The 24102-nt window shown below is 66.6% G+C and carries 24 protein-coding genes; 19 read left to right on the top strand and 5 right to left on the bottom strand.

Features of this window, described 5'->3' with window-relative positions:
* Window positions 1–16 precede the first annotated feature (16 nt).
* The 9 genes from sdhC (at window position 17) to IB227_RS01410 (ending at window position 6891) form a co-directional block, all read left to right on the top strand.
* A complete protein-coding gene (sdhC, locus tag IB227_RS01450; protein WP_132863056.1) occupies window positions 17–409 on the top strand; it encodes a succinate dehydrogenase, cytochrome b556 subunit in 393 nt (130 codons plus the stop codon).
* The gene (gene sdhD / locus IB227_RS01445; RefSeq protein ID WP_132863057.1) at window positions 406–789 is read left to right on the top strand and encodes a succinate dehydrogenase, hydrophobic membrane anchor protein; all 384 of its coding nucleotides are present in this window, start codon (window positions 406–408) and stop codon (window positions 787–789) included. The genes sdhC and sdhD overlap by 4 nt, the downstream gene beginning before the upstream one ends.
* Before the next feature lie 3 nt (window positions 790–792).
* The gene (gene sdhA, locus IB227_RS01440) at window positions 793–2583 is read left to right on the top strand and encodes a succinate dehydrogenase flavoprotein subunit (protein ID WP_192286025.1); all 1791 of its coding nucleotides are present in this window, start codon (window positions 793–795) and stop codon (window positions 2581–2583) included.
* 18 nt (window positions 2584–2601) lie between these two features.
* The gene (locus IB227_RS01435) at window positions 2602–3387 is read left to right on the top strand and encodes a succinate dehydrogenase iron-sulfur subunit (RefSeq protein ID WP_132863059.1); all 786 of its coding nucleotides are present in this window, start codon (window positions 2602–2604) and stop codon (window positions 3385–3387) included.
* Window positions 3388–3548: 161 nt separating this feature from the next.
* Window positions 3549–3803: a succinate dehydrogenase assembly factor 2 gene (locus IB227_RS01430; protein ID WP_132863060.1), complete on the top strand. Its 255-nt coding sequence runs from the start codon at window positions 3549–3551 to the stop codon at window positions 3801–3803.
* 91 nt (window positions 3804–3894) lie between these two features.
* Window positions 3895–4203: a hypothetical protein gene (locus tag IB227_RS01425; RefSeq protein WP_225591559.1), complete on the top strand. Its 309-nt coding sequence runs from the start codon at window positions 3895–3897 to the stop codon at window positions 4201–4203.
* 23 nt (window positions 4204–4226) lie between these two features.
* On the top strand, window positions 4227–5468 hold the full coding sequence (locus tag IB227_RS01420; RefSeq protein ID WP_132863062.1) for a lipoprotein-releasing ABC transporter permease subunit: 1242 nt from the start codon (window positions 4227–4229) through the stop codon (window positions 5466–5468).
* Window positions 5469–5475: 7 nt separating this feature from the next.
* Complete coding sequence (locus IB227_RS01415; RefSeq protein WP_318639518.1) at window positions 5476–6336, top strand: ATP-binding cassette domain-containing protein; 861 nt, start codon at window positions 5476–5478, stop codon at window positions 6334–6336.
* A gap of 93 nt (window positions 6337–6429) precedes the next feature.
* On the top strand, window positions 6430–6891 hold the full coding sequence (locus IB227_RS01410) for a DUF6491 family protein (RefSeq protein ID WP_192286022.1): 462 nt from the start codon (window positions 6430–6432) through the stop codon (window positions 6889–6891).
* A gap of 91 nt (window positions 6892–6982) precedes the next feature.
* On the opposite strand, the gene IB227_RS01405 is transcribed toward IB227_RS01410, so the two are convergent.
* The 4 genes from IB227_RS01405 to htpG all read right to left on the bottom strand — a co-directional run bounded on the left by IB227_RS01405 (window position 6983) and on the right by htpG (window position 12035).
* Window positions 6983–7255 (bottom strand): oxidative damage protection protein, encoded by a 273-nt coding sequence (locus IB227_RS01405; RefSeq protein ID WP_192286021.1) that lies wholly within the window; start codon window positions 7253–7255, stop codon window positions 6983–6985.
* A 17-nt stretch (window positions 7256–7272) separates the two neighbouring features.
* Window positions 7273–8328 carry an A/G-specific adenine glycosylase gene (gene mutY, locus IB227_RS01400; RefSeq protein WP_192286020.1) on the bottom strand — a complete coding sequence of 352 codons (1056 nt, stop codon included), beginning with the start codon at window positions 8326–8328 and terminating at the stop codon, window positions 7273–7275.
* Window positions 8329–8488: 160 nt separating this feature from the next.
* The gene (gene ftsY, locus IB227_RS01395) at window positions 8489–9808 is read right to left on the bottom strand and encodes a signal recognition particle-docking protein FtsY (protein WP_192286019.1); all 1320 of its coding nucleotides are present in this window, start codon (window positions 9806–9808) and stop codon (window positions 8489–8491) included.
* A gap of 322 nt (window positions 9809–10130) precedes the next feature.
* Entirely contained in the window at window positions 10131–12035 is a 1905-nt protein-coding gene (gene htpG, locus IB227_RS01390; protein ID WP_192286018.1) for a molecular chaperone HtpG, read from the bottom strand.
* A 203-nt stretch (window positions 12036–12238) separates the two neighbouring features.
* Between htpG and rsmD the strand changes: the two genes are divergently transcribed.
* From rsmD to IB227_RS01355, 7 genes are all read left to right on the top strand, one after another.
* Window positions 12239–12865, top strand: a complete 627-nt coding sequence (rsmD, locus tag IB227_RS01385; protein ID WP_192286017.1) for a 16S rRNA (guanine(966)-N(2))-methyltransferase RsmD — start codon at window positions 12239–12241, stop codon at window positions 12863–12865.
* A complete protein-coding gene (gene coaD, locus IB227_RS01380; RefSeq protein WP_192286016.1) occupies window positions 12862–13368 on the top strand; it encodes a pantetheine-phosphate adenylyltransferase in 507 nt (168 codons plus the stop codon). Before rsmD ends, coaD begins: the two co-directional genes overlap by 4 nt.
* A gap of 43 nt (window positions 13369–13411) precedes the next feature.
* The gene (locus tag IB227_RS01375) at window positions 13412–13903 is read left to right on the top strand and encodes a hypothetical protein (protein WP_132863070.1); all 492 of its coding nucleotides are present in this window, start codon (window positions 13412–13414) and stop codon (window positions 13901–13903) included.
* A 210-nt stretch (window positions 13904–14113) separates the two neighbouring features.
* Entirely contained in the window at window positions 14114–14398 is a 285-nt protein-coding gene (locus IB227_RS01370; protein WP_132863071.1) for a YfhL family 4Fe-4S dicluster ferredoxin, read from the top strand.
* Window positions 14395–16137 carry a gamma-glutamyltransferase gene (ggt, locus tag IB227_RS01365; RefSeq protein ID WP_192286015.1) on the top strand — a complete coding sequence of 581 codons (1743 nt, stop codon included), beginning with the start codon at window positions 14395–14397 and terminating at the stop codon, window positions 16135–16137. The genes IB227_RS01370 and ggt overlap by 4 nt, the downstream gene beginning before the upstream one ends.
* Window positions 16138–16395: 258 nt before the next feature.
* Entirely contained in the window at window positions 16396–17286 is an 891-nt protein-coding gene (locus IB227_RS01360; protein WP_132863073.1) for an MBL fold metallo-hydrolase, read from the top strand.
* A gap of 96 nt (window positions 17287–17382) precedes the next feature.
* Window positions 17383–18216 (top strand): alpha/beta hydrolase, encoded by an 834-nt coding sequence (locus tag IB227_RS01355; protein WP_192286014.1) that lies wholly within the window; start codon window positions 17383–17385, stop codon window positions 18214–18216.
* Between the two features lie 48 nt (window positions 18217–18264).
* Here the strand turns inward: IB227_RS01355 and upp are convergent, their stop codons facing one another.
* Window positions 18265–18897, bottom strand: a complete 633-nt coding sequence (gene upp, locus IB227_RS01350) for a uracil phosphoribosyltransferase (protein WP_132863075.1) — start codon at window positions 18895–18897, stop codon at window positions 18265–18267.
* Between the two features lie 203 nt (window positions 18898–19100).
* Here upp and IB227_RS01345 point away from each other — a divergent pair, with 203 nt between their 5' ends.
* The 3 genes from IB227_RS01345 to IB227_RS01335 are packed head-to-tail and all read left to right on the top strand — an operon-like array spanning window position 19101 to window position 24081.
* Entirely contained in the window at window positions 19101–21611 is a 2511-nt protein-coding gene (locus IB227_RS01345; protein WP_192287238.1) for a TonB-dependent receptor, read from the top strand.
* Window positions 21608–22711, top strand: coding sequence for a phytase (locus IB227_RS01340; protein WP_318639517.1), 1104 nt, complete (start codon window positions 21608–21610; stop codon window positions 22709–22711). The genes IB227_RS01345 and IB227_RS01340 overlap by 4 nt, the downstream gene beginning before the upstream one ends.
* 23 nt (window positions 22712–22734) lie before the next feature.
* Window positions 22735–24081: a metallophosphoesterase gene (locus tag IB227_RS01335; protein WP_225591660.1), complete on the top strand. Its 1347-nt coding sequence runs from the start codon at window positions 22735–22737 to the stop codon at window positions 24079–24081.
* Window positions 24082–24102: the final 21 nt, after the last annotated feature.

Here is a 24102-nt window from a genome sequence, read left to right as displayed (position 1 = left end):
GATAACGAGTCAGCGAATGGCGAACAGACCCCGCCCCCTTTCTCCGCACCTGCAGGTGTATCGCTGGCAGATCCAGATGGCCACCTCGATCCTGCATCGAGCCACCGGCATCATTCTGGCTGTCGGCGCCCTGATCATCGCAGGCGGCTTGCTCGCCCTGATGATGGGCCCTGAGTCCTGGAGCTGCTTCACCACCCACGCCAGCGCCTGGTACGGCAAGGTGATCCTGTTTGGCTGGAGCTGGTGCTTCGCCTACCACCTGTGCAATGGCATCCGCCACATCGTGCAGGACTTCGCCATCGGCTACGCCAAGCCCACCTTCATCCGCAGCAGCTGGATCTCGGTGATCGCCTCGCTGGTCATCACCGCCGCGATCTGGGCCTACGTCTGCATGGGAGCCGCCGCATGAGCAAGTTCCGTACCCCGCTCAAGAATGCACGCGGCCTGGGCAGCTCCAAGTCCGGCACCGAGCACTTCATCCACCAGCGCCTGACCGCCACCGCGCTGGTCGCGCTGACCATCTGGTTCCTGTGCCTGGTGCTGAGCCTGCTCGGCGCCGACTACGTCACCGCCGTGGAAACTGTTTCCAAGCCGTGGAATGCAATCCTGCTGGTCGGCTTCCTGGTCGCCATGTTCTGGCACGCCCAGCTTGGCCTGCAGGTGGTGCTCGAGGATTACATCCACAACTCGCTGATGGCCCTGGCCCTGCAGACCACGGTCAAGTTCGTCGCCGTGCTCGGCGCGATCGTCAGCATCTTCGCGGTCGCCCGCATCGCGCTTGGGAACTGATACATGTCCGCTTACAACATCACTGAACACAAGGTCGACATGGTGGTCGTCGGCGCCGGTGGCGCTGGCCTGCGTGCGACCTTCGGCCTGGCCCAGAAGGGCCTGCAAACCGTCTGCATCACCAAGGTCTTCCCAACCCGCTCGCACACCGTTGCAGCGCAGGGTGGCATCTCCGCCGCGCTGGCCAACATGGGCGAGGACGACTGGCGCTACCACTTCTACGACACCATCAAGGGCTCGGATTGGCTGGGTGACCAGGACGCCATCGAGTACATGTGCCGCGAGGCCATCCCGGCCATCATCGAGCTGGAACACTACGGCGTTCCGTTCTCGCGCACCGAAGAAGGCAAGATCTACCAGCGTCCTTTCGGTGGCATGACCACCAAGTACGGTGAAGGCCCGTCCGCGCAGCGTACCTGCGCCGCCGCCGACCGTACCGGCCACGCCATCCTGCATACCCTGTACCAGCAGTCGCTGGCGCACAACGCGCAGTTCATGATCGAGTACTTCGCACTCGACCTGATCTTCGACGACGAAGGCGTCTGCCGCGGCGTGCTCGCCCTGGACATGGCCGAAGGCACCCTGCACCTGTTCCGTTCGCAGGGCGTGGTGCTGGCCACCGGCGGCTATGGCCGTGCCTACTTCAGCGCCACCTCGGCGCACACCTGTACCGGTGACGGCGGTGGCCTGGTGGCCCGTGCCGGCCTGCCGCTGCAGGACATGGAATTCGTGCAGTTCCATCCGACCGGCATCTACGGCGCCGGCTGCCTGATCACCGAAGGCGTGCGAGGCGAGGGCGGCATCCTGCGCAACAGCAGCGGCGAGCGTTTCATGGAACGCTATGCACCGCATTACAAGGACCTGGCATCGCGTGACGTGGTGTCGCGTTCGATGACCATCGAAATCCGCGAAGGCCGCGGCGTCGGCGAGCACAAGGATCACATCCTGCTCGACCTGACCCACCTGGGCCCGGGCGTGATCGACAAGAAGCTGCCGGGCATCGCCGAGAGCGCCCGCATCTTCGCCGGCGTCGACGTGCACAAGCAGCCGATCCCGGTGATCCCGACCGTCCACTACAACATGGGGGGCATCCCGACCAACTACCACGGCGAAGTGGTGCGCAAGGTCGGCGACAACCCGGATGCCGTGGTGCCGGGCCTGTACGCCATCGGCGAAGCGGCCTGCGTGTCGGTGCACGGCGCCAACCGCCTGGGCTCCAACTCGCTGCTCGACCTGGTGGTGTTCGGTCGCGCCGTGGCCAACCGCTGCGCCGAGACGATCAAGCCGGGTGCCTCGCACAAGACCCTGCCGTCCGATGCCTGCGACAAGGCGCTGGGCCTGCTGGACAAGCTGCGCCACGCCAATGGCGATACGCCGACCGCGGTCATCCGCGACAACATGCAGCGCACGATGCAGAACGATGCTGCCGTGTTCCGTACCAGCAAGACGCTGGAGGAAGGCTGCAAGAAGATGGCCGAGGTGTTCGACTCGTTCCAGGACGTCAAGGTCTCCGACCGTTCGCTGGTCTGGAACTCGGACCTGATCGAGACCTACGAACTGAACAACCTGCTGCTCAACGCCGTTGCGACCATCAACTCGGCCGAACAGCGCAAGGAAAGCCGCGGCGCCCATGCGCACGAGGACTTCCCGGACCGCGACGACGTCAACTGGCAGAAGCACACGCTGGTCACCGTCGACGACAAGGGCAAGTGCAGCTTCGACTACCGTCCGGTGCACATGTACACGCTCAGCGATGACGTGTCCGTCGTGCCGCCGAAGCCGCGCGTCTACTGATCCGGGGAACCTACGAACATGGCTGAATTTGCACTTCCGAAGAACTCCCGGATCACCAAGGGCAAGCACTTCCCCGCCAAGGGCGGCGCGAAGAACACGCGTACCTTCAAGATCTATCGCTGGAGCCCTGACGACGACCAGAATCCGCGTACCGACACCTACGAGATCGACCTCGATGCGTGCGGCCCGATGGTCTTGGACGCGCTGATCAAGATCAAGAACGAGATCGACCCGACCCTGACCTTCCGTCGCTCCTGCCGCGAAGGTATCTGCGGTTCGTGCGCGATGAACATCGACGGCACCAACACGCTGGCCTGCACCCGCGCCATCGCCGATTGCGGCAAGGCAGAGGTGCCGATCTACCCGCTGCCGCACATGGACGTGGTCAAGGATCTGGTTCCGGACCTGACCCACTTCTACGCGCAGTACGCCTCGATCAAGCCGTGGATCCGCACCCAGACCCCGGCACCGCCGGACCGCGAGCGCCTGCAGTCGCCGGAAGACCGCGAGAAGCTGGACGGCCTGTACGAGTGCATCCTGTGTGCGTGCTGCTCGACCAGCTGCCCGAGCTACTGGTGGAACGGCGAGCGTTACCTGGGCCCGGCGATCCTGCTGCAGGCCTACCGCTGGATCATCGACTCGCGTGACGAGGACACCGGTTCGCGCCTGGACGATCTGGAAGATCCGTTCAAGCTGTACCGCTGCCACACGATCATGAACTGCGCCCGCACCTGCCCGAAGGGCCTGAACCCGGCGCTGGCGATTGCCGAGATCAAGAAGCTGATGATGGCGCGCCGCGCCTGATGCGTTATGCCTTCTCCCTTGGGGAGAAGGTGCCCCGAAGGGGCGGAAGAGGGTAGGGGCGACGCCTGCTGCCATCGATTTCGCGGGAGCTTCGCTCCAACCCTCACCCCAACCCCTCTCCCGGCGGGAGAGGGGCTTTGGTATCCGAGGTATCCGAAGCCATGCAGACCGAAGACGAAATCCTGTTGAAGAAGCTGCGTTGGCGTTGCCGGCGCGGCATGCGCGAGCTCGACCAGTTGTTCGGCCGGTACCTTGACCGTCGCTGGCTGCAGGCGCCTGCCGAAGAACGCGCGGTTTTCCTGCAGTTGCTGGAAACCGAAGACGATAAGTTGTGGCGTTGGTCCATGGGCTACGAGGCCTGTCCGGATGCGCCGCAGGCAGAGCTGCTCTCCTATATCCGCTCCCTTCCGGTGTGAGTGCCGGCCGTCACGCTGGCTGCTGGCCGCGCTGACGCTGCTGGGAGGGCTGGCCGCATTGGCGGTATTGACGTGTGACCTGCAGGCCCCCGTGGCCTGGCCGTTGGCCGTGCTCGGGCTGGCAGGGTCGTGGCGGCTGGTGCGCCGCGAATGGCAGCGGCCGGTGGTGCAACTGCTGATCCCCGCCGGCGCGCAGCCGGCCCGGCTGGACGACCGGCCGCTGGATAGGCTGGAACTGCTCGAACGCGGGCCATTGGTACTGCTGCGCTGGCAATCCGACGGGCGACGGGGCTGCCTGCTGTTCGGGCCGGACAACCTGCCGCAGGCACGACGACGTGAACTGCGTCTGGCCGTGCGCGCCCATGCCGTTTCCCGCCAAGCAGGGACAATGGCACCATAGCGGCACTTCCCGGGCACACGCGCATGTTCAAACCCTTACCCGTCGCAATCGGATTGCGTTACCTGCGAGCCAAGCGCCGCAACGGCTTCATCTCCTTCATCTCCATGGCCTCGATCCTCGGCATCGCGCTGGGCGTGACCGTGCTGATCACCACACTGGCGGTCATGAGCGGCTTCCAGAAGGAAATCCGCGATCGCCTGCTGCAGATGTCGGCGCACGCCACCGTCAGCGCCGATGGCGAGCCGATGACGAACTGGCAGCACGCCATCGATGTGGCGATCAAGGACCCGCGCGTGGCCGGTGCCGCACCCTACATCGAGATCCAGGGCATGTTGGCCGGCCCGCGCGTGCAGGGTGCCATCGTGCAGGGCGTGGATCCCGCGCAGGAGCCCAAGGTGTCGGTGCTGGCCGACAAGATGCAGAAGGGCTCGCTGGATGATCTGAAGCCGGGCGAGTTCAACATCGTGCTGGGCAAGGAACTGGCCTTGTGGCTGGGCGTGGACGTGGGCGACAACGTGGTCGCCACGCTGGCCGAGGTGCAGGGCACGCCGATGGGTGCGATGCCGCGGGTCAAGCGCTTCACCGTCAGCGGCATCTTCGAGGCCGGTTCCAACGAGGTCGACCGCGGCCTGGCCTTCGTCAACATGCAGGACATGCAGCGCGTGCTGCGCATGGACGGCGTCACCGGCGTACGCCTGAAGATGCATGACATGGACCAGGCCTACACCGTGGCCCGCGATCTGGCGATCAACCTCAACGGCTACTACCGGGTCAGCGACTGGACCCAGGAGAACGCCAACCTGTACCACTCGCTGCGCATGGAAAAGACGGTGATGGGCATCCTGCTGTCGCTGATCATCGCCATGGGCGCCTTCAACCTGGTGTCCTCGCAGGTGATGCTGGTCACCGACAAGCAGGCCGACATCGCGATCCTGCGCACGCTGGGCCTGACCCCGGGCGGGGTGATGCAGGTGTTCATGGTGCAGGGCACGCTGATCGGCGTGTTCGGCACGATTGCCGGCGTGCTCGGTGGCATCACCCTGACGCTCAACCTGGAGCGCATCCTCGGCCTGATCGAGTCGGCCTTCAACATCAAGCTGCTGCCGGAAGACGTGTACTACATCACCGGCCTGCCGACCGACATGCAGACCAGTGACATCGTCATCATCACCGCCGTGGCGTTGCTGATGAGCTTCGTCGCCACCCTGTACCCCGCGTGGCGCGCCGCCCGCACCCAACCGGCCGAGGCGCTGCGTTATGAGTAAGAACCCGATGGAATCCGTGATCCGCGCCGAGGGCCTGGGCAAGACCTACGCCGAGGGCAAGATGCACACGCCGGTGTTCGATGGGCTGGACCTGGACGTGAAGCCCGGCGAGACGGTCGCCATCGTCGGTGCGTCCGGTGCCGGCAAGAGCACGTTGCTGCACCTGCTGGGTGGCCTGGATATTCCCACCGCGGGCGAGGTCTACGTGGCCGGGCACCGGATGTCGGCGTTGTCCGACACCGAGCGCGGTCGCCTGCGTAACCGCTCGCTGGGCTTCGTCTACCAGTTTCATCACCTGCTGCCGGAGTTCACCGCGCTGGAAAACGTGATGATGCCGGTGATGCTGGATGAGAAGAGCTCTGTCCCCGGACGCCGCTGGGTGGCCACGAGCATTGCGACGGTCTGTTTCGCCACGCTGGCCTCGGTCAGGACCGGGCACTGGATCTTCCTGTGGCTTGCCTTGGGGGTGTGGCTTGCAGGACTGCTCGGGGTGGGTGTCATCTCGTACTGGAGTGGGCGGAAGAGGGTTGTCGCCGCCCGTCAACGGGCGACCGAAATACTGGAGGCCGTGGGGCTGGGACATCGCGTGCACCACAAGCCGGGCGAGCTGTCCGGTGGCGAGCGCCAGCGTGCTGCGGTGGCGCGGGCGCTGGTCAACAATCCTGCCTGCATCCTGGGTGACGAACCCACCGGCAACCTGGATGACAAGACCGCGGGCACCGTGTTCGAGCTGATGCTGGCATTGAACCGCAGGTACCAGACCAGCCTGGTGCTGGTCACCCATGACCGCAGCCTGGCCCGCAAGTTGGATCGGGTGCTGGAGCTGCGCGAGGGCCGCCTGCACCAGCTGGAGCGCAGCGAGGTCTGAGGCCGGGGATGTTTCTCGCCAATTCACCCGGACGGGAGGATGATCCTGCCTGGATGTTGCGTGGTTTTCTTTCCCGGTAAGAGGAGTCGTGCCATGAAGAAGGTGCTTGTCGCATTGATGGCTGCCGCAGCCTTGGCAGGCTGTGCCACGGCAGGGAAGCTGAGCAGCAGCGAGCGGCTGGAGTTGTACCGCGCCCATGCCGGCGCGCCGGTGAACAGCTTCCGGTACTTCGGTTCGTTCAACGGCTGGACCGAACTGGGTGACAGTGCGTTGGCGGTCTGGACCAAGCCGAGCGAGGCGTGGCTGCTGAGCCTGAGTGGGCCATGCATGGACCTGTCCTACGCGCCGGCCATCAGCATCACCAACATGATGGGCCAGGTGTCGGCACGCTTTGACCGCGTGGTGGTGTTGGGCAGCGGGCCGGTCGGTCGTGTGCCATGCCGCATCGAGAGCATCCAGCCGCTGGACGTGAAGGCGCTGCGGGCGTCGGAGAAGGAACTGCGCGAGGCCAAGGTCGCCGAGCGTGCCGCCGACCAGGCGGCCGAAGACAAGTAACCAACACGGTAGGGCGGCGCCAGGCGCCGCGGGGTGTTGCTGGCAGCGTCAGGTGCCGGGCATGGCCCGGCACCTCTCGTCCTGGCCGGTGTCAGGCCTCGGGGGCGACGTAGCCGGCAGGCTTCTCGGCACCGCCGGAGAACAGGTACTTCACCAGTTCTTCTTCCAGGAAAGCGCGGTGCTTCGGGTCGCGTGGCGACAGCCGGTTTTCGTTGATCAGCATGGTCTGGTGCGCCAGCCAGCTGGCCCACGCCTGCTTGCCGATGTTGGCGAAGATGCGCTGGCCCAGTTCGCCGGGGTAGGGTACGAAGTCCAGACCTTCGGTTTCGCGTTGTTCGTACTGGCAGAAGACGGAACGGGGCATGGCGTGGTCCTGTGATGTCAGTGCGCGCGATGGCGCTCAAGCAGTTTGCGGATGGGAGCGGGCAGGCCGAGGTTGGCCAGCTCGGTGCGGGATACCCAGCGCAGGTCGGCATTGTCGCCAACCCGGGCACGCAGGGCGACCTTGCGGGCGTTCAAGGGCTGCAGGTGCAGCCGGTAATGGCTGAAGGTGTGCACGATCAACGGCAGTTCTTCGGCATTGTCGTAATCACCCTGGATGTGGGTGGCGAACCATTCGCGCATCAGTGCGTCGGTATCGGCCTGCGGCAGCGTCCATAGCGAGGCCCAGATGCCGGTCGGCGGGCGCTTGAGCAGCAGGATCCGCCCCTGGGCATCCTCCAGCAGCAGGGCCGTGGCCTCGCGCTCGGGCAGGGTCTTGCTCGGCTTGGGCGTGGGCAGTGCGTCGACCAGTCCTTCGGCATGGGCAACGCAGTTGCCTTGCAGCGGGCACAGGATGCAGGCCGGTTTGGCGCGGGTGCACAGCGTGGCACCGAAATCCATCTGGGCCTGGGTGTAGTCAGCCATGCGGCCGGCGGGCACCTGGGCGACATGCGCTGCGGCCAGCCCCCACAGCTGCTTCTCGATGGCCGGCTGGCCGGGGAAGCCGACGATGCCGTGGTAACGGGTCAGCACGCGCTTCACGTTGCCATCAAGGATCGGGAACGGGTCGTTCCAGGCCTGGCTGAGGATGGCGCCGGCAGTGCTGCGGCCGATGCCGGGCAGGGCGAGCAGGGCATCGAAGTCACGTGGCAGGTCACCGTCATGCCGTTCGAGGCATTGCTTCGCCGCGGCATGCAGGTTGCGGGCGCGGGCGTAGTAGCCCAGGCCAGCCCAGTTGGCCATCACCGTGTCGTTGTCGGCCCTGGCCAGATCAGGCAGGGAGGGGAATGCCTGCATGAAGCGGTGGAAGTACGGGATGACCGTGGCCACCTGGGTCTGCTGCAGCATGATCTCCGACAGCCACACCCGATACGGCGAACGCGGATGCTGCCACGGCAGGTCATGGCGTCCGTGCTGGTCGAACCAGGTCAGTAGTTGGCTGGGGAAGCTGGACATGGACTCGCAGGCGATGGCGACTGTGAAGCCCTTCTCCCTGCGGGAGAAGGTGCCCCGAAGGGGCGGATGAGGGTAGGGGGGGCGCTGGTGCTGCGTGGGGGCTTCGCTCCCGTGGGCCTTCACCCCAACCCCTCTCCCGCACGCGGGAGGGGGCTTCAGGTCAGTTGCTGCCCAGCGCCTGCGGCAGCAGGGCGTCGACGAAGGCTTCCGGGTCGAACACGCGCAGGTCTTCCGGGCGCTCACCGATGCCGGCGAAGCGGATCGGGATGCCGAACTCGCGGGCCAGCGCGAATACCACGCCGCCCTTGGCGGTGCCGTCCAGCTTGGTCACCACCAGGCCGGTGACGCCGGCGGCGGCATGAAACTGACGCACCTGTGACAGCGCGTTCTGGCCGGTGGTGCCGTCAATGACCATCAGCACTTCGTGCGGTGCGGTGTCGTCGATCTTGCCGAGCACGCGGCGGATCTTGCTCAGCTCGTTCATCAGGCCGGTCTGCGTGTGCAGGCGGCCGGCGGTGTCGGCGATCAGCACGCTGGTGCCGCGGGCCTTGCCGGCCTGCAAAGCGTCGAAGGCGACCGAGGCGGCGTCGGCATTCTGGCCCTGTGCGACCACGGCCACGCCATTGCGCTCGCCCCAGATCTGCAGCTGGGCCACGGCAGCGGCGCGGAAGGTGTCACCGGCGGCCAGCATCAGGCTGTGGCCCTGGTCCTTGAAGCGCTTGGCCAGTTTGCCGATGGTGGTGGTCTTGCCCACGCCGTTGACGCCAACGGTGAGGATCACGAACGGCTTGGCCTGGGTGTCGATGACCAACGGCTGGGACACCGGCTGCAGCAGCGCGATCAGGTCGGCGCGCAGTGCAGCCAGCAGGGCGTTGGCATCGGCGAACTCACGCGACTTCATGCGCTTGCGCAGGCTTTCCACCAGCGCGGTGGTGGCCGGTACGCCGACGTCGGCGGTGATCAGCGCGGTCTCGATCTCGTCCAGCAGGTCGTCGTCGAGCTTGGGGTTGCGCGAGAACAGGCCGCCGAAGCTGCGGGCGAACACGCTGTTGCGCAGGCGGTCGCGCCAGCCGACCTTGCCGGCCGGTGCGGCGGGGGCGGCGTTGGCGGGGATCAGGGCGTCATCGGTTTCGGTCGCGCTCGATGCGGCGACGTCTTCAATGGCGAGGGGGGCGGCAGCGGGTACCACCTCCGCCTGGGGCGCAGGTGCGCTTGCGACCGGCGCGGGTTCGGCAACGACGATGGGCTCCGGCGCGGCTTCGGTGGCCGGCTCGGCCTGGACCGGGGTTTCGGCGATGACGGCTTCTGCGGCAGGCGCTTCAACCGGAGGCTGGACGAACGCCTCGGCGAGGTCGGCTTCTGCCGAGGCTTCGGCCGGTACCTTCGGGAACGCGGCGGCCAGGTCTTCCGCGCTCAGCGTGGACGGCTTTGCAGGCGGTTGGGCGTCGTCGGTCTTCTTGCGGCGGAAAAAGCTGAACATGGAGGAAAAAGGCCTGAAATCAGATGCATATGCTACCACCGGCGGTTGTGTCGCCGGGGTGGGGTGAAAAGCTTGCCCCTCGCCAACCCACCCCTTCGCTGCGCGAAAGGGAGGGGGCTCAAGCCCCTCTCCCGTTTACGGGGTGAAGAGGTTCGCTTGCGAACCACGGGTTCGCGCCCCGATGAACGCCCCTTGCGTCAGCGCAACGGCCGGCGCGCGGGGCGGCGGCTGTATTGATGGGGTGGGATGAAATGCTTGCCCCTCCCCAACCCTCCCCTTCGCTGCGCGAAAGGGAGGGGGCCAAGGGCCCGCTCCCGGTCAATCAGACCGACAGCTCCAGCAGCAGCTTGTTGAGGCGGCGGACGTAGCCGGCCGGGTCCTTCAGGCTGTCGCCCGCGGCCAGCGCGGCCTGGTCGAACAACACGTGGGCCAGGTCGTTGAAGCGGTCCGTGTCGGACTCGGCATCCAGCTTCTCGATCAGCGGGTGGGCCGGGTTGAACTCGAACACCGGCTTGCTGTCCGGCACCTTCTGGCCGCTGGCTTCCAGGATCTGGCGCATCTGCAGGCCCAGGTCCTGCTCGCCGATGGCCAGGATGGCCGGGGAGTCGGTCAGGCGGTGCGAGACGCGCACTTCAGCGACGTCTTCGCCCAGAGCGGTCTTCAGGCGCGTGACCAGGGCTTCCTTGGTCTTGGCGATTTCTTCCTGTGCCTTCTTGTCTTCCTCGGTCTCCAGCTTGCCCAAGTCCAGGTCGCCACGCGCGATGTCCACGAACGACTTGCCATCGAACTCGTGCAGGTAGCTCATCAGCCACTCGTCGATGCGGTCGGTCATCAGCAGCACTTCGATGCCCTTCTTGCGGAACACTTCCAGGTGCGGGCTGTCCTTGACCTGCTGGAAGCTCTCGCCGGTCAGGTAATAGATCTTGTCCTGGCCTTCGATCATGCGGCCGATGTAGTCGGCCAGCGCCACGCTCTGCTCGCCGCTGCCATCATGGGTGGAGGCAAAGCGCAGCAGGCCGGCGACCTTCTCGCGGTTGTTGAAGTCCTCGGCCGGGCCTTCCTTCAGCACCTGGCCGAAGTTCTTCCAGAAGCCGGCGTAGGCTTCGGGCTGGTCCTTGGCCAGCTTTTCCAGCATGTCCAGCGAACGCTTGGTCAGCGCGGACTTCATCGAGTCGATCACCGGGCCGGACTGCAGGATCTCGCGCGAGACGTTCAGCGGCAGGTCGTTGGAATCGACCACGCCCTTGATGAAGCGCAGGTACAGCGGCAGGAACTGCTCGGCCTGGTCCATGATGAAAACGCGCTGCACGTAGAGCTTCAAGCCCTTCGGCGCATCGCGGTGGTACAGGTCGAACGGCGCGCGACCCGGGGTGTACAGCAGCGAGGTGTACTCGAGCTTGCCCTCGACCTTGTTGTGGCTCCACGCCAGCGGGTCGGCCGGGTCATGCGCGATGTGCTTGTAGAACTCCTTGTACTCCTCGTCGGAGATCTCGGACTTGGAACGGGTCCACAGCGCGTTGGCGCGGTTGACGGTTTCCCACTCCGGGGCGGCCGGCGTGTCGGCTTCCTCGCCGTGGTGTTCCTTCTGCAGCTCGATCGGCAGGCCGATGTGGTCGGAGTACTTCTTGATCAGGCTGCGCAGCTGCCAGCCGTCGGTGAAGCCTTCCTCGCCTTCCTTCAGGTGCAGCACAATGCGGGTGCCGCGCTCGGGCTTGTCGATGGTTTCCACCTCGAACTCGCCTTCGCCGCGCGAGGACCAGTGCACGCCCTCGCTGGCCGGCAGGCCGGCGCGACGGCTGTACACGTCGACCTGGTCGGCGACGATGAAGGCCGAGTAGAAGCCCACGCCGAACTGGCCGATCAGGTTGGAGTCCTTCTTCTGGTCGCCGGACAGGTTCTTCAGGAACTCGGCGGTGCCGGACTTGGCGATGGTGCCCAGGTGGGCGATGGCTTCATCGCGGCTCAGGCCGATGCCGTTGTCGTCGATGGTCAGGGTGCGGGCGGCCGGATCGGCCTCGATGCGGATGCGCAGCTCGCCGTTGCCTTCCAGCAGCTCCGGCCGGGTCAGCGCCTCGAAGCGCAGCTTGTCGCTGGCATCGGCGGCGTTGGACACCAGCTCGCGCAGGAAGATCTCCTTGTTCGAGTACAGCGAGTGGATCATCAGGTGCAGCAGCTGCTTCACCTCGGTCTGGAACCCGCGGGTTTCCTTGTGGCTCTGTGCGTTCATCGGTCGGGGATGCTCCGTGGCTGAGGTGCCGCGCCCGGCGCGGCGGCTGACACAGGGGTAGGGGTGAATGGGCGATTTTCAAGGTCGGCACCCGGGACGGGGGGCTGGTCTATCATCTGCGGCCTGATTCAGCTGTCCTGTGGGTGCCTGCCGATGCCTTCCCTTCGCCGACCGTTGCCATTGGCCCTGCCGGGAGGGGCCGCATGAGCCGTGGGCGCGCTGGCGGTGCGCCGCCGACGGGTACCGGGCAGGTGCGCATCATCGGTGGCCGCTGGCGCAATACCCGCCTGCAGGTGCCGCAGGTCCAGGGGCTGCGTCCCACCAGCGACCGGGTCCGCGAGACCCTGTTCAATTGGTTGATGCCCAAGTTGCCCGGTGCGCGGGTCCTGGACCTGTTCGCCGGCAGCGGTGCGCTGGGGCTGGAAGCGGTGTCGCGCGGCGCGGCCTCGGCGCAGCTGGTCGAACGCGACCCGGGCCTGGTGGCGGCATTGCGGGGCATGGTGTCCCGGCTGGATGCGGCCGCGCAGGTGGAGGTGGTCAGCGGCGACGCCCTGCGCTGGCTGGAAAGTGCATCGCCGGCGCGGGCCGACATCGTGTTCCTGGACCCCCCGTTCGCGGCAGGTCTGTGGGAACAGGTGATCGCGCGCCTGCCACGGCACCTGGCCGACGATGCCTGGTTGTACATGGAGGCCCCGGCCGGATCGATGCCGGCACTGCCGGCAGGCTGGAGCCTGCACCGCGAAGGGGGGACCCGCGATGTGGCCTATGCCCTGTATCGGCAAGCCACTGTTACACTTCGCGGCGACATGAACGCGACTGAACCCGCATGACCACGCCCAACCGCCGCATTGCCGTTTACCCGGGTACGTTCGACCCGATCACCAACGGTCACATCGACCTGGTGAACCGCGCGGCGCCGCTGTTCGAGAAGATCGTGGTCGGCGTGGCGCAGAGCCCGTCCAAGGGCCCCACGCTGCCGCTGGAGCTGCGTGTGTCGCTGGCGGTGGAAGCCCTGCAGCACCACGACAACGTGGAAGTCGTGGGCTTTGACACCCTGCTGGCCCATTTCGTGCGCGCCTGCCATGGCGGCGTGCTGCTGCGTGGCCTGCGCGCGGTGTCCGATTTTGAATACGAGTTCCAGATGGCGAGCATGAACCGCCACCTGATCCCCGAGGTCGAGACCCTGTTCCTGACCCCGTCGGAGCAGCACAGCTTCATCTCCTCCTCGCTGGTGCGCGAAATCGCCCGGCTGGGGGGCGATGTGTCCGGCTTCGTGCCGGCCACCGTGCTGGAAGCGTTGCGTAAGGCCCGCGAAGCCCGCGCGGGCAAGTGAAACATCCGAACAGCCGTACAGAACCTCAAAAGGGAGAAGAAACATGAAGAACACGATGCGCGTGATGCTGGCCGCTTCGATGGTGCTGGCCTTCACCGCCTGCAAGAAGGAAGAGGCCGCTCCGGTGGCGGAAGCCCAGCAGGCGCTGGTTGCCCCGGCCAAGGACGACGATGCGGGCTGGAAGAAGTACCTGCAGGCCGTGGCCGTGCAGAACATGGGCAACATCACCGCCAGCCCGTTCCTGTACTACCTCCCGCCGGAATCGGACCCGGAATTCGCCGCCAAGTACGACCGCCAGGTCGAGAGCGCCACCACCGCCATCGGCCGTGGCATCCAGCCGGGCAACATGCTGGCCTTCGGTTCCTCGGCCTCGGCCAAGATGGCCGACATGATCGAAGCCGCCTTCAAGGGCGTGCAGGCTGATTCGATGAAGAACGTGCGCGTGGTGTTCATCGGCGATGCCGCCGACAACGCCCGCGTGCAGACCATCGTCAAGCCGACCGGCGCCGACTACATCTTCGTCGAAGCCAAGTAATGCGATGGGGCAGGGCCGCGATGTGCGGCCCTGCCTTGCTTCAAGGCGCCGGTGGCAGGCGTTGGAGGCGACGCAGGCAACACCGGCGATGATGTGATTGCAGGCGTTCCTTCGTGGAAGCCTTGTCAGCCTCGCGGCTGAAGCCGCTCCTGCACCGGGAGCGGCGTGGTTGGTTGAATGTCCCGTCGCAACGGGAAGGCAGGAAGTGGCATGTCCCTGAAAATCAATGAGCTCTGCGTCAACTGCGACGTCTGTGAGCCCGCCTGCCCGAACCAGGCCATTTCAATGGGCGAGACGATCTACGTGATCGATCCGGCCCGTTGCACCGAATGCGTCGGCCATTTCGACGAGCCACAGTGCGTGGTGGTCTGCCCGGTCGAATGCATCGACCCGGACCCGGACATCCCCGAGACACAGGATCAGTTGCTGGCCAAGTTGCACGGGCTGCAGCGTGATCATCCCGAACTTTACGAACCGGAGAACCCGCAGGCATGAAACCCATCGCCCGTTCCCTGTTGTTGTGTGCGTTGTTGTTGAGCCCGAGCGTGTGGGCGTCGGAGGCCGCGCCGGCGCGCGCGGCCCATCCTGATGGTGCGGTGATCGCCAGCGGCCATTCGCTGGCCACCGATGCCGGCATGGAGATCCTGGCCAAGGGCGGCAACGCATTCGACGCGGCGGTGGCCGTGTCCTCGACATTGGCCGTGGTCGAGCCGATCAGCTCGGGCCTGGGCGGCGGCGGTTTCTTCCTGTTGCACGACGCCAGGACCGGCAAGGACGTGATGCTGGATGCGCGCGAGACCGCGCCCGAATCCGCCACGCCGGAGCAGTTCCTGGACAAGAACGGTGACCTGGACCGCGACCGCTCGGTCAACGGTGCGTGGTCGGCCGGCATCCCCGGCCTGCCGGCCGCCCTGGTGCAGATTGCCCGCGAGCATGGCCGCCTGCCGTTGAAGGATTCGTTGGCGCCGGCCATCCGCGTCGCCACCGACGGCTTCCCGGTGTACGCACGCATGGCACGGGGCTATGCCTCGCGTGCGGAGGTGATGGAACGCTACCCCGGGACGCGCGAGGTGTACCTGCGCAATGGTCGCCCGATCGCCGAAGGCGACGTGTTCAAGCAGCCCGAGCTGGCGCATACGCTGCAGCTGCTGGCCGACCGTGGTTTTGACGGCTTCTACCGCGGCGAGACGGGGCGCAGGCTGCTGGCCGGCGTGAAGCAGGCCGGTGGTCGCTGGACCGCCGAGGAACTGGCCGGCTACACGGTCAAGACCCGTGAGCCGATCGTCTTCAACTATGGCGACTGGAAGATCACCACCGCGCCGCCGCCGTCCTCCGGTGGCATCGCGCTGGCATCGATGCTGCAGATCCTGGAAGGCTGGGACCTGGACAAGATGGACGCCGCCCACCGTACCCACCTGGTGGTGGAAGCGATGCGCCGCGCCTATCGCGACCGCACCTTCTTCCTGGGCGACCCGGACTTCGTCGACATCCCGCAGAAGGTGTTGACCAGCCGCGACTACGCGCAGGGCCTGCGCGCGACCATCCATCCGGAGAAGGCCACGCCGAGCGACCTGCTGTCGGGCAATCCGACGCCGCTGGAAGACGACGAGACCACGCACTTCTCCATCATCGATGCCGAAGGCAACCGCGTCGGCGGCACCCAGACGGTGAACCTGCTGTACGGCTCGGGGTTGATCCCGGCCGGCACCGGCGTGCTGCTCAACAACGAGATGGACGACTTCGCGCTCAAGCCGGGTACCCCGAACGCCTTTGGCGTGATGGGTTACGAGGCCAATGCACCGAAGAAGGGCAAGCGCATGCTCAGCTCGATGACGCCCACCTTCATGGAGAAGGACGACAAGGTGGTGGTGATCGGCACGCCGGGTGGCAGCCGCATCATCACCATGGTGCTGCTGGGCATCCTGGGCTACGACGATGGCCTGACCGCGCAGCAGGTCGCCGCGCTGCCGCGCTACCACCACCAGTGGCTGCCGGACCTGATCGAAGCCGAGGACGGTACCTTCGACGCGGAGACCGTGAAGCAGTTGCAGGCGATGGGCCACAAGATCGACCTGCCCGGCGACAGCGCCGCCGGCGGCCGTGGTTCCAGCCATGTGTGGGGCAACCTGCAGACGGTGGAGTGGGACCGTCGCACCAATACGCTGTACGGCGGTAGCGATCCGCGTAACCCGGTGGGCAGTGCACGGGTCGAGAAGCCGGCCAAGGCCGACTGATCCGGCGCTACCGACGTGGTGATGGGAACCCCGCTTTCGAGCGGGGTTTTTCTTTGACGGGCTTCCGGGGCTGACCGCTGCGTGGCAGGTAGCCGGGCAGGGCGTGGGCCCGAGCCGGCCCTGTCGCGGGAGGCTGGGGCCAGCGAGGCCACACGTCCCGGCGGGGTGGCGGACACGGCGTGCCGGTGGCCGATCGCGTCAGTAATTCGCCACTCACAACTTGCGAATATTTAACGTGCGCCGGTTAGAATTTTTCACATGAAACTTTGGTCGATCCGCGGTAATTCGCAGAAGCTCGATGGTGGTGCCATGTTCGGCAACGCGCCCAAGGCGTTGTGGGAAAAGTGGTCGCCGTCGGATGAACTCAATCGCATCGAACTGGCTTGCCGGGCGCTGCTGGCCAGCCCGCTGGGCGGCAAGACGGTGCTGTTCGAAACCGGCATCGGCGCGTTCTTCGAACCCAAGCTGCGCGAGCGCTACGGGGTGATGGAGCCGCGCCACATCCTGATCGATTCGCTGCGCGAGGCAGGTTTCGAGCACGAGGACATCGATGTGGTGGTGCTCAGCCACCTGCATTTCGATCATGCCGGCGGCCTGCTGGCACCGTGGTCGGAGGGGCGTGAGCCGGAGCTGCTATTCCCCAATGCCACCTTCGTCGTCGGTGCGGCCCATTGGGAGCGTGCCCGCCATCCGCATCCGCGCGACCGGGCCAGTTTCATCCCGGAACTGCCGGGGTTGCTGGAAGCCAGTGGCCGGCTGGAAGTGGTGTCGGGTGCCCACTCGAAGGCACTGGGCGAATCGGTGCGCTTCAGCTTCAGCGACGGGCATACGCCAGGGCTGATGCTGGCCGAGATCGTCGGCCCGGAACAGGTCAACGGCCAGCCGCGCGGCGGCGTGGTGTTCTGCGCCGACCTCATTCCCGGGCGCTCCTGGGTACATGTCCCGATCACCATGGGCTACGACCGCAATGCGGAGCTGCTGATCGACGAGAAGCGCGCCTTCCTGGAGGACAAGCTGGCCCGCAACGTGCACCTGTTCTTCACCCACGACCCGCAGTGCGCAATGGCACAGGTAGTGCGTGACGAGAAGGGCCGTTTCGCCACCGCGCACGAGGTCGGCGAGTTGAAGGCACGCACGCTGGCGGCCTGAGCTGACCAACGGCACGAAAAAAACTGACTTCCGGCACTGAATCGCGAGGGCGCCGGAGAGGACATTGACCCCATCCTTTGATGCGGAGTCGATGCCATGAATATTTCCCGCCTGATCCGTCGTGCTGCCTTCTGCGCGCTGCTGCTGGTGCCATCCGTCGTGGCGCTGGCGGCCCCATCCCGGGTGGAGCCGCTGCAGGTGAGCGCGCAGCGTTCCACCACGATGGCGGTATGGGAGCCGGCGCAGGTGCGTGGCGTGGTGCTGTTCTCATCCGGCCATGGCGCGTGGCCGGAGCGTTACGAGCGGCTGTTCCAGACGTGGGTGGACGCCGGCTTCGCAGTGCTGGCGCCAGTCCACGTGGATTCGATGAAGTACCCGGAGCGCGACAAGTTCACCCTGCAGCAGAGCCTGGGCGAGCGCTTCAGCGACATGCGCGCCACCAGCGCCTACGCTGCCGCGCATTGGCCGGGCAAGCCGGTGGCCGCTGCCGGGCACAGCCTGGGTACGCTGATATCGACCGCGTTGGGCGGTGCGCTGGCCACGCTGGGGCCGCTGCGTGATCCGTCCGTGGTCGCGGTGCTGGGCTTTTCCTCGCCGGGCAAGATTCCCGGCCTGATCGGGCCGGACAGCTATGCCTCGCTCGCGGTCCCGCTGCTGGAGGTCACCGGTGACAAGGACGTGGTGCCGGGTTTCGTGAGCAACCCCGCCGATCACCTGTACGCGGTGGAAACGGCACCGGCCGGGGACAAGACCGGCGTAGTGCTGGCCGGCGGCGACCACAACCTGATCGGCGGCGAGCCGGAGGCGTTGTTTGATCGCGCCCGGCAGCTGGGGACGGCATTCCTGCAGGCCGAGCTGCTGGATGATCCGCAGGCACGGGCCGCGTTGGCAGCGCCGGCTGCGGATGGAGAGCAGTGGCTGCGTCGCTGAAGGGGAGAACAGTGCTGCCCCCGGATGTCCCGGGGGCAGGAAGCCGGATCAGCCGACCCGGGTACCGAAGATGCGGTCGCCGGCGTCGCCCAGGCCCGGCAGGATGTAGCCCTTCTCGTTGAGGCGCTCATCGATGGCCGCGGTGAAGATCTCCACGTCGGGGTGGACCGCCTTGACCGCCTCGATGCCTTCCGGCGCGGCCACCAGGAAAATGCCCTTGATGCGGCGGGCGCCGGCGCGCTTGAGCATGTCGATGGTGGCGATCAGGGTGCCGCCGGTGGCGAGCATCGGGTCCAGGATCAGCGCATCGCGCTCTTCCAGGCGGCCGGTCAGGCGCTCGAAGTAGGGCACCGGTTGCAGGGTTTCCTCGTCGCGCTGCAGGCCGACCACGCTGACGCGGGCGGCCGGGATCAGCGACAGCACGCCGGTCAGCATGCCCAGGCCAGCGCGCAGGATCGGCACCACGGTGATCTTGGCGCCGGCGATGCGCTGGACCTGCACCGGGCCGGCCCAGCCGTCGCGGGTATGGTTCTCGGTTTCCAGGTCGGCGGTGGCCTCGTAGGCCAGCAGGGTACCCAGCTCATTGACGACCTCGCGGAAATCCTTGGTGCTCATGGCCGGATCGCGGAGCAGGCCGATCTTGTGCTGGACCAACGGATGACGGACTTCGACAATTTTCATTGGGGTACTACGCGGTAGGGAGATGCCACAGTTTGACGCCTGCGTCCCGGCTCGGCCAGTGTGACTGAAACATTGCAGCCGCGTGGCTGTAACCCCGACGCAAACTTTCGGAAATACCTTGCCCACCCATCCTTTACATGGTTTTGGGGGCAATAGTGCGCAAGGGTGTTCTGGTGGTGGCGGTCGCAACGGCGGTGGCCTGCATGGCATCGGCTCCGGCAAGGGCCCAGCAGGTGGGGCCGGATGGCTCGGCGACCGCGGCTGCCGCTGCGGCGGCAATCGACCTGGACCGGGTCGAGGTGCGTCCGCAATTGGAGGCGCAGACCCGCGCGGTGGAGCTCAAGCGGGATGCCAACGGCATCCAGGACGCGGTGGCCTCCGATTCGATGGGCGACTACCCGGACATGAACGTGGCCGAGTCGTTGCAGCGCCTGCCCGGCGTGAGCGTCACCCGCGACCAGGGCGAGGGCCGCTTCGTGGTGGTGCGTGGCCTGGACGCCGCGCTGAACAGCGTGAGCATCGACGGCATTGCCGTGGGTACGCCGGAAGACTCCTCGCGTGCGGCCCCGCTGGACGTGATTCCCACCGATTCGACCGAGCGCCTGCGCGTGGTCAAGTCGGCCACCCCGGACATGCCCGGTGACGCCATCGGCGGCAGCGTGGTGGTGGAATCGGCGTCGGCCTTCGACCGCGATGGCCGTTCGCTCAAGGGCAAGGTGGAGGCCAGCCACCAGCAGCTGTCCGGCGAGACCAGCCCGAAGGCGGCGTTCAACTACAGCGAAGTGTTCAACGACACCTTCGGCGTGGCGCTGGGCGTGAACTACCAGAAGCGCACCTTCGAATCGGACAACACCGAAGTGGCGTACGACACGTATGACGACGACCGGCAGGACGACCTGGTCGCCACCGAGCTGCAGCGCCGCAAGTACACCATCGAGCGTGAGCGCACCGGTGCCAACCTCAACTTCGACTGGCGCCCGGACGAGGACAACCGTTACTACCTGCGGACCCTGTACAGCCGCTTCGATGATGCCGAAACCCGCCAGCGTACCGTTTTCGCGCTGGAGGACGGCCAGATCAGCGCGCTGGGCAATGGGCGCTACCAGGTGGATGAGCTGCCCGCCGATGCGATCAGCAAGCGCATGCGCTACCGCACCAAGGAAGAGAACACCTTTGCCGCCAGCCTCGGCGGCGAGAACCGCCTGAGCGGTGCAGTGCTGGACTACCGCGTGGGCTATACCAAGACCCGCGAGCGCGTGAACGATGAAATGGAGGCGCGCTTCGACTACGACGGCGACGACCTGTCCGCGGTCATCGACCAGAACAGCGGCATCCCTGGTCTGTCGCTGAGCGATGCCGGCTGGATGGACAGCAGCAACTATGCGTTCAACCGCGTGGTGCTCTCGCCCAAGCAGGTGGATGACAGCGAGCGCAGCGCGCAGGTCAACATACGCTTCGACGGTGACCACGCCAGCTACAAGTTCGGCCTGCTCGGCCGCTGGCGCGAGCGCGCGGTCAACGTCGATGAGACCGACCTGCGCAAGGGGCCGGCGGTCGACCTGAGCGACTGGAACGGCGAGACGCTCGACCACCGCGGCGGTCCGCTGGGGCAGGGCATGCGTTCGGCGGCGATGCGGCGCTGGTGGGCCGAGAATGGCAGCCTGTACAGCGAGCGCTCCAAGGAAGCGCTGGGCAACACCATGGCGTCGCTGGAAGAGGACTACACCGCCAACGAGGACATCCTCGCTGCCTACGCCATGGGCACCTGGGACATCGGCGCGCTGCGCGTGATCGGCGGCGTGCGCGTGGAGAACACCCAGTTCGACGCGACCGGCAACCAGGTCGATGTCGACAAGGATGGTGATCTCCTGGTGTCGCCGCGACTGGCCAGCAGCAGCTATACCAACGTACTGCCGGGCCTGCACCTACGCTATGACACCGACAACAACTGGGTGCTGCGCGGTTCGGTCAACAAGACGGTGGCGCGTCCGTCGTTCGGGGACATCTCGCCGCGCCTTTCCGTCAACGTGCAGGACGAGGAAGTGCGCGTCGGCAACCCGCAGCTGGATCCGTATGAGTCCACCAACCTGGATTTCTCGGTCGAGCGCTACCTGGGCGACAGCGGCATCGTCTCGCTGGGCCTGTTCCACAAGTCCATCGACGGCTACATCGTCGAAGTGACCAGCAAGAACGACAGTGAATACCCGGGCATGGATGTCACCCGTTCGCTCAACGGCGACAAGGCCAAGGTGTTCGGCGCGGAGTTCAACTGGCAGCAGCAGTTGTCGTTCCTGCCGGGTGCATGGTCGGGCCTGCTGGTCGGCGCCAGTGGTACCTGGCTGGATACCGACTTCGACCCGGGCATGGCCGACCGCGCGCGCGACGACTTCACCCTGCCGCGTGCCTCGAAGAACGTGTACAGCGCGCATGTCGGCTATGAGTGGGGCGGTTTCAGCACGCGCCTTGCCGGTGTCTACCGCAGCGAGTACCTGGACAGCATCGGCGACAGCCGGGCGTTCGATATCTACGTGGCGCCGCATACGCAGCTAGACTTCAGCCTGGACTACAAGTTCAGCAAGAACGTGAGCCTGTACCTGGAGGCCTCCAACCTGCTCGACGAACCGCTGGAGCTCTACCAGGGCGTGCGCTCGCGCACCCTGCAGAACGAAGAGTACGGCCGCACCTACGCCATCGGCCTGAAGGTGGCACTGTGAGGGCCGCCCTGCTGGGCACCGCGCTGGTGCTGGCACTGGGTGCCTGCCAACCGACCGCCAAGTCGACGCAACCGCCCAGTGCCGAGGACCTCGCCGAGGGTGCGGCACCATCGGTCCGCGTCACCGAGGCCTTCCTGACCCCGATGACGCCGGCCGACAACATCGACTCGCCCGCCAGTTGGCGGGCCGCCGACGGCGCGCTGTGGCTGATCGCCACCGCCAAGGCCACCGACAAGCTGGTCGTCTACGACGGCCAGAGCGGCGAGCACCTGCGCGACGTGGGTGGCACCGGTACCGCCCCGGGGCAGTTTGATCGCCCCAACGGCATCGCCGTCAGCGGCGACCTGGTGTTCATCGTCGAGCGCGACAACCATCGCGTGCAGGTCCTGCAGTTGCCTGATTTCAAGCCGTTGGGCGTGTTCGCCGCAGGTGACCTGCGCAAGCCCTACGGGCTCTGGGTGAACCCGGCGCAGGGCGGCTACGACGTGTACGTCACCGATTCCTACGACGACGGCGAGGACGCGGCCGGCAATGACATCCTGCCGGCGCTGGAGCGATTGAACGAACGCGTGCGCCGCTACCACGTCGAAGTCGGGGACGGCACGGTGCAGGCGCGGTTGGTCCGCAGCATCGGCGACACCTCGGCGAAGGGCGCGTTGCGCGTGGTCGAGTCGATCTGGGGTGACCCGGCCAATGACCGCCTGCTGGTGGCCGAGGAAGACGAAACCTATGCCAGCGAGTTCAAGGTCTACACGTTGGCCGGTGACTTCACCGGCAACACGTTCGGCAACGGGCAGTTCAAGGCGCAGGCGGAGGGCGTGATGCTGCGTACCTGCGGCGACGGTGGCTGGTGGATCACCACCGAGCAGGGCAAGGACCGCAGCGTGTTCCACCTGTTCGATCGCCGGACCCTGGCACCGGTGGGGGCATTCCACGGCGACGTGGTGGCCAATACCGACGGCATCTGGAACAGCCAGCAGGCATCGGCACGCTTCCCGCAGGGAGCGCTGTACGCCGTGCATGACGATCAGGGGGTGGTCGCGTTCGATTGGCGTGACATCGCCAAGGCCTTGTCGCTGCCGCAGGACTGCGCGCTGTGAGTTCCGGGGGCGGGAGGCAGTGGCTGCTGCTGGCAGCCCTGTGGGTCGCGGCCGGGGCGGTGGGGGCCGCTCCGGCCGCAGAGCCGAACACGCAGGTGCCGGTGGGGAGCCGGCACTACGCGGCGACCGCCGTGCCTGACCGAATCGTCGCTTCCCCGGCGCAGGATGCCGCCGCCGGTTTTGCGGTGTCCTGGCGCAGCGTGCCGCTGGATGCGGCGGCGGTACTGGAGGTGACCCTGGCCGGTGACTCGCCGGACATGGGGCAGGTGCGGCGCATCACCGCCCGCAGCCAGGCGCTGCAGACAGAGAACGGCGCGGCCCAGTTCCACCACGCCGATGTCGGTGGCCTGCAGCCGGACACGCTGTATGCCTACCGCGTGCAGGGGCAGGGCAGCTGGAGTGCGTGGAACCACTTCCGCACCGCAGGTACAGCCGACCAGCCGTTGACAGTGCTGTACTTCGGCGACACCCAGAACAAGAACCTCAGCCACGTCAGCCGGGTGATCCGGCAGGGATGGCAGACGGCACCGGACGCGCGGCTGGCCGTGTTCGCCGGTGACCTGGTCAGCGGCGGCGACGGGCAGGACGACAGCGAATGGGGCGAATGGTTCGCCGCGGGCGGCTGGCTGCTGCCGGGAATGGCCGTGGCACCGGCGGCGGGCAACCATGAGTACTTCGAGGAGTTCGAGGACACCCCGCAGGAACGACGCGTACTGGGCCGGCATTGGCCGGTGAGCTTCGCGTTGCCGGACAATGGTGCGGGCGCGGCCCGCAGCACCACGTACTGGTTTGACTACCAGGACCTGCGCGTGGTGGTGCTCGACGGTACCTCGGCGCTGGACCTGGGCACGGCCGCGCAGCAGGCGCAATGGCTGGACGGCGTGCTCACCGGTGAGCGACCGCACTGGACCATCGTCGTCGTACATCAGCCGCTGTATCCACTGCGGGCCGAGCGTGACAACACGGTGCTGGCCGAGCAGCTGCGCCCGGTGCTGCGCCGCCACCGCGTCGACCTGGTGTTGCAGGGGCATGACCACACCTACGGACGCCGTGCCGACGAGGCGGGCGACCTGCCGCAGTACATCTCCTCGGTGGCGGGGCCCAAGCAGTACCGCCTGTCCGAACAGGCGCGCGCGACGATGCGACCGGTGGCCGAGGACACCCAGTTGTTCCAGGTGCTGCGGATCGAAGGACGTACCCTGCGCTACGAGGCGCGGACCGCGACCGGGCGCCTGTACGACGCCTTCGAGATTCGTCGTGGCAGGGGCGAGGCACGGCGGTTCACCGAAGTGACCAAGGGGCGCATTGCGCAACGTGATTGCCCGCGCCCGCATTCGCCCAAGGGGCGCGACGACCGCTGCTGGGAGTAAAGGATGCGAGTGCTGCGATCA

The organism is Stenotrophomonas sp. STM01, from assembly GCF_014852135.1.
GTDB classification, from domain to species: Bacteria; Pseudomonadota; Gammaproteobacteria; order Xanthomonadales; family Xanthomonadaceae; genus Stenotrophomonas; species Stenotrophomonas capsici.
This window is presented reverse-complemented; position numbering and strand designations above follow the sequence as displayed.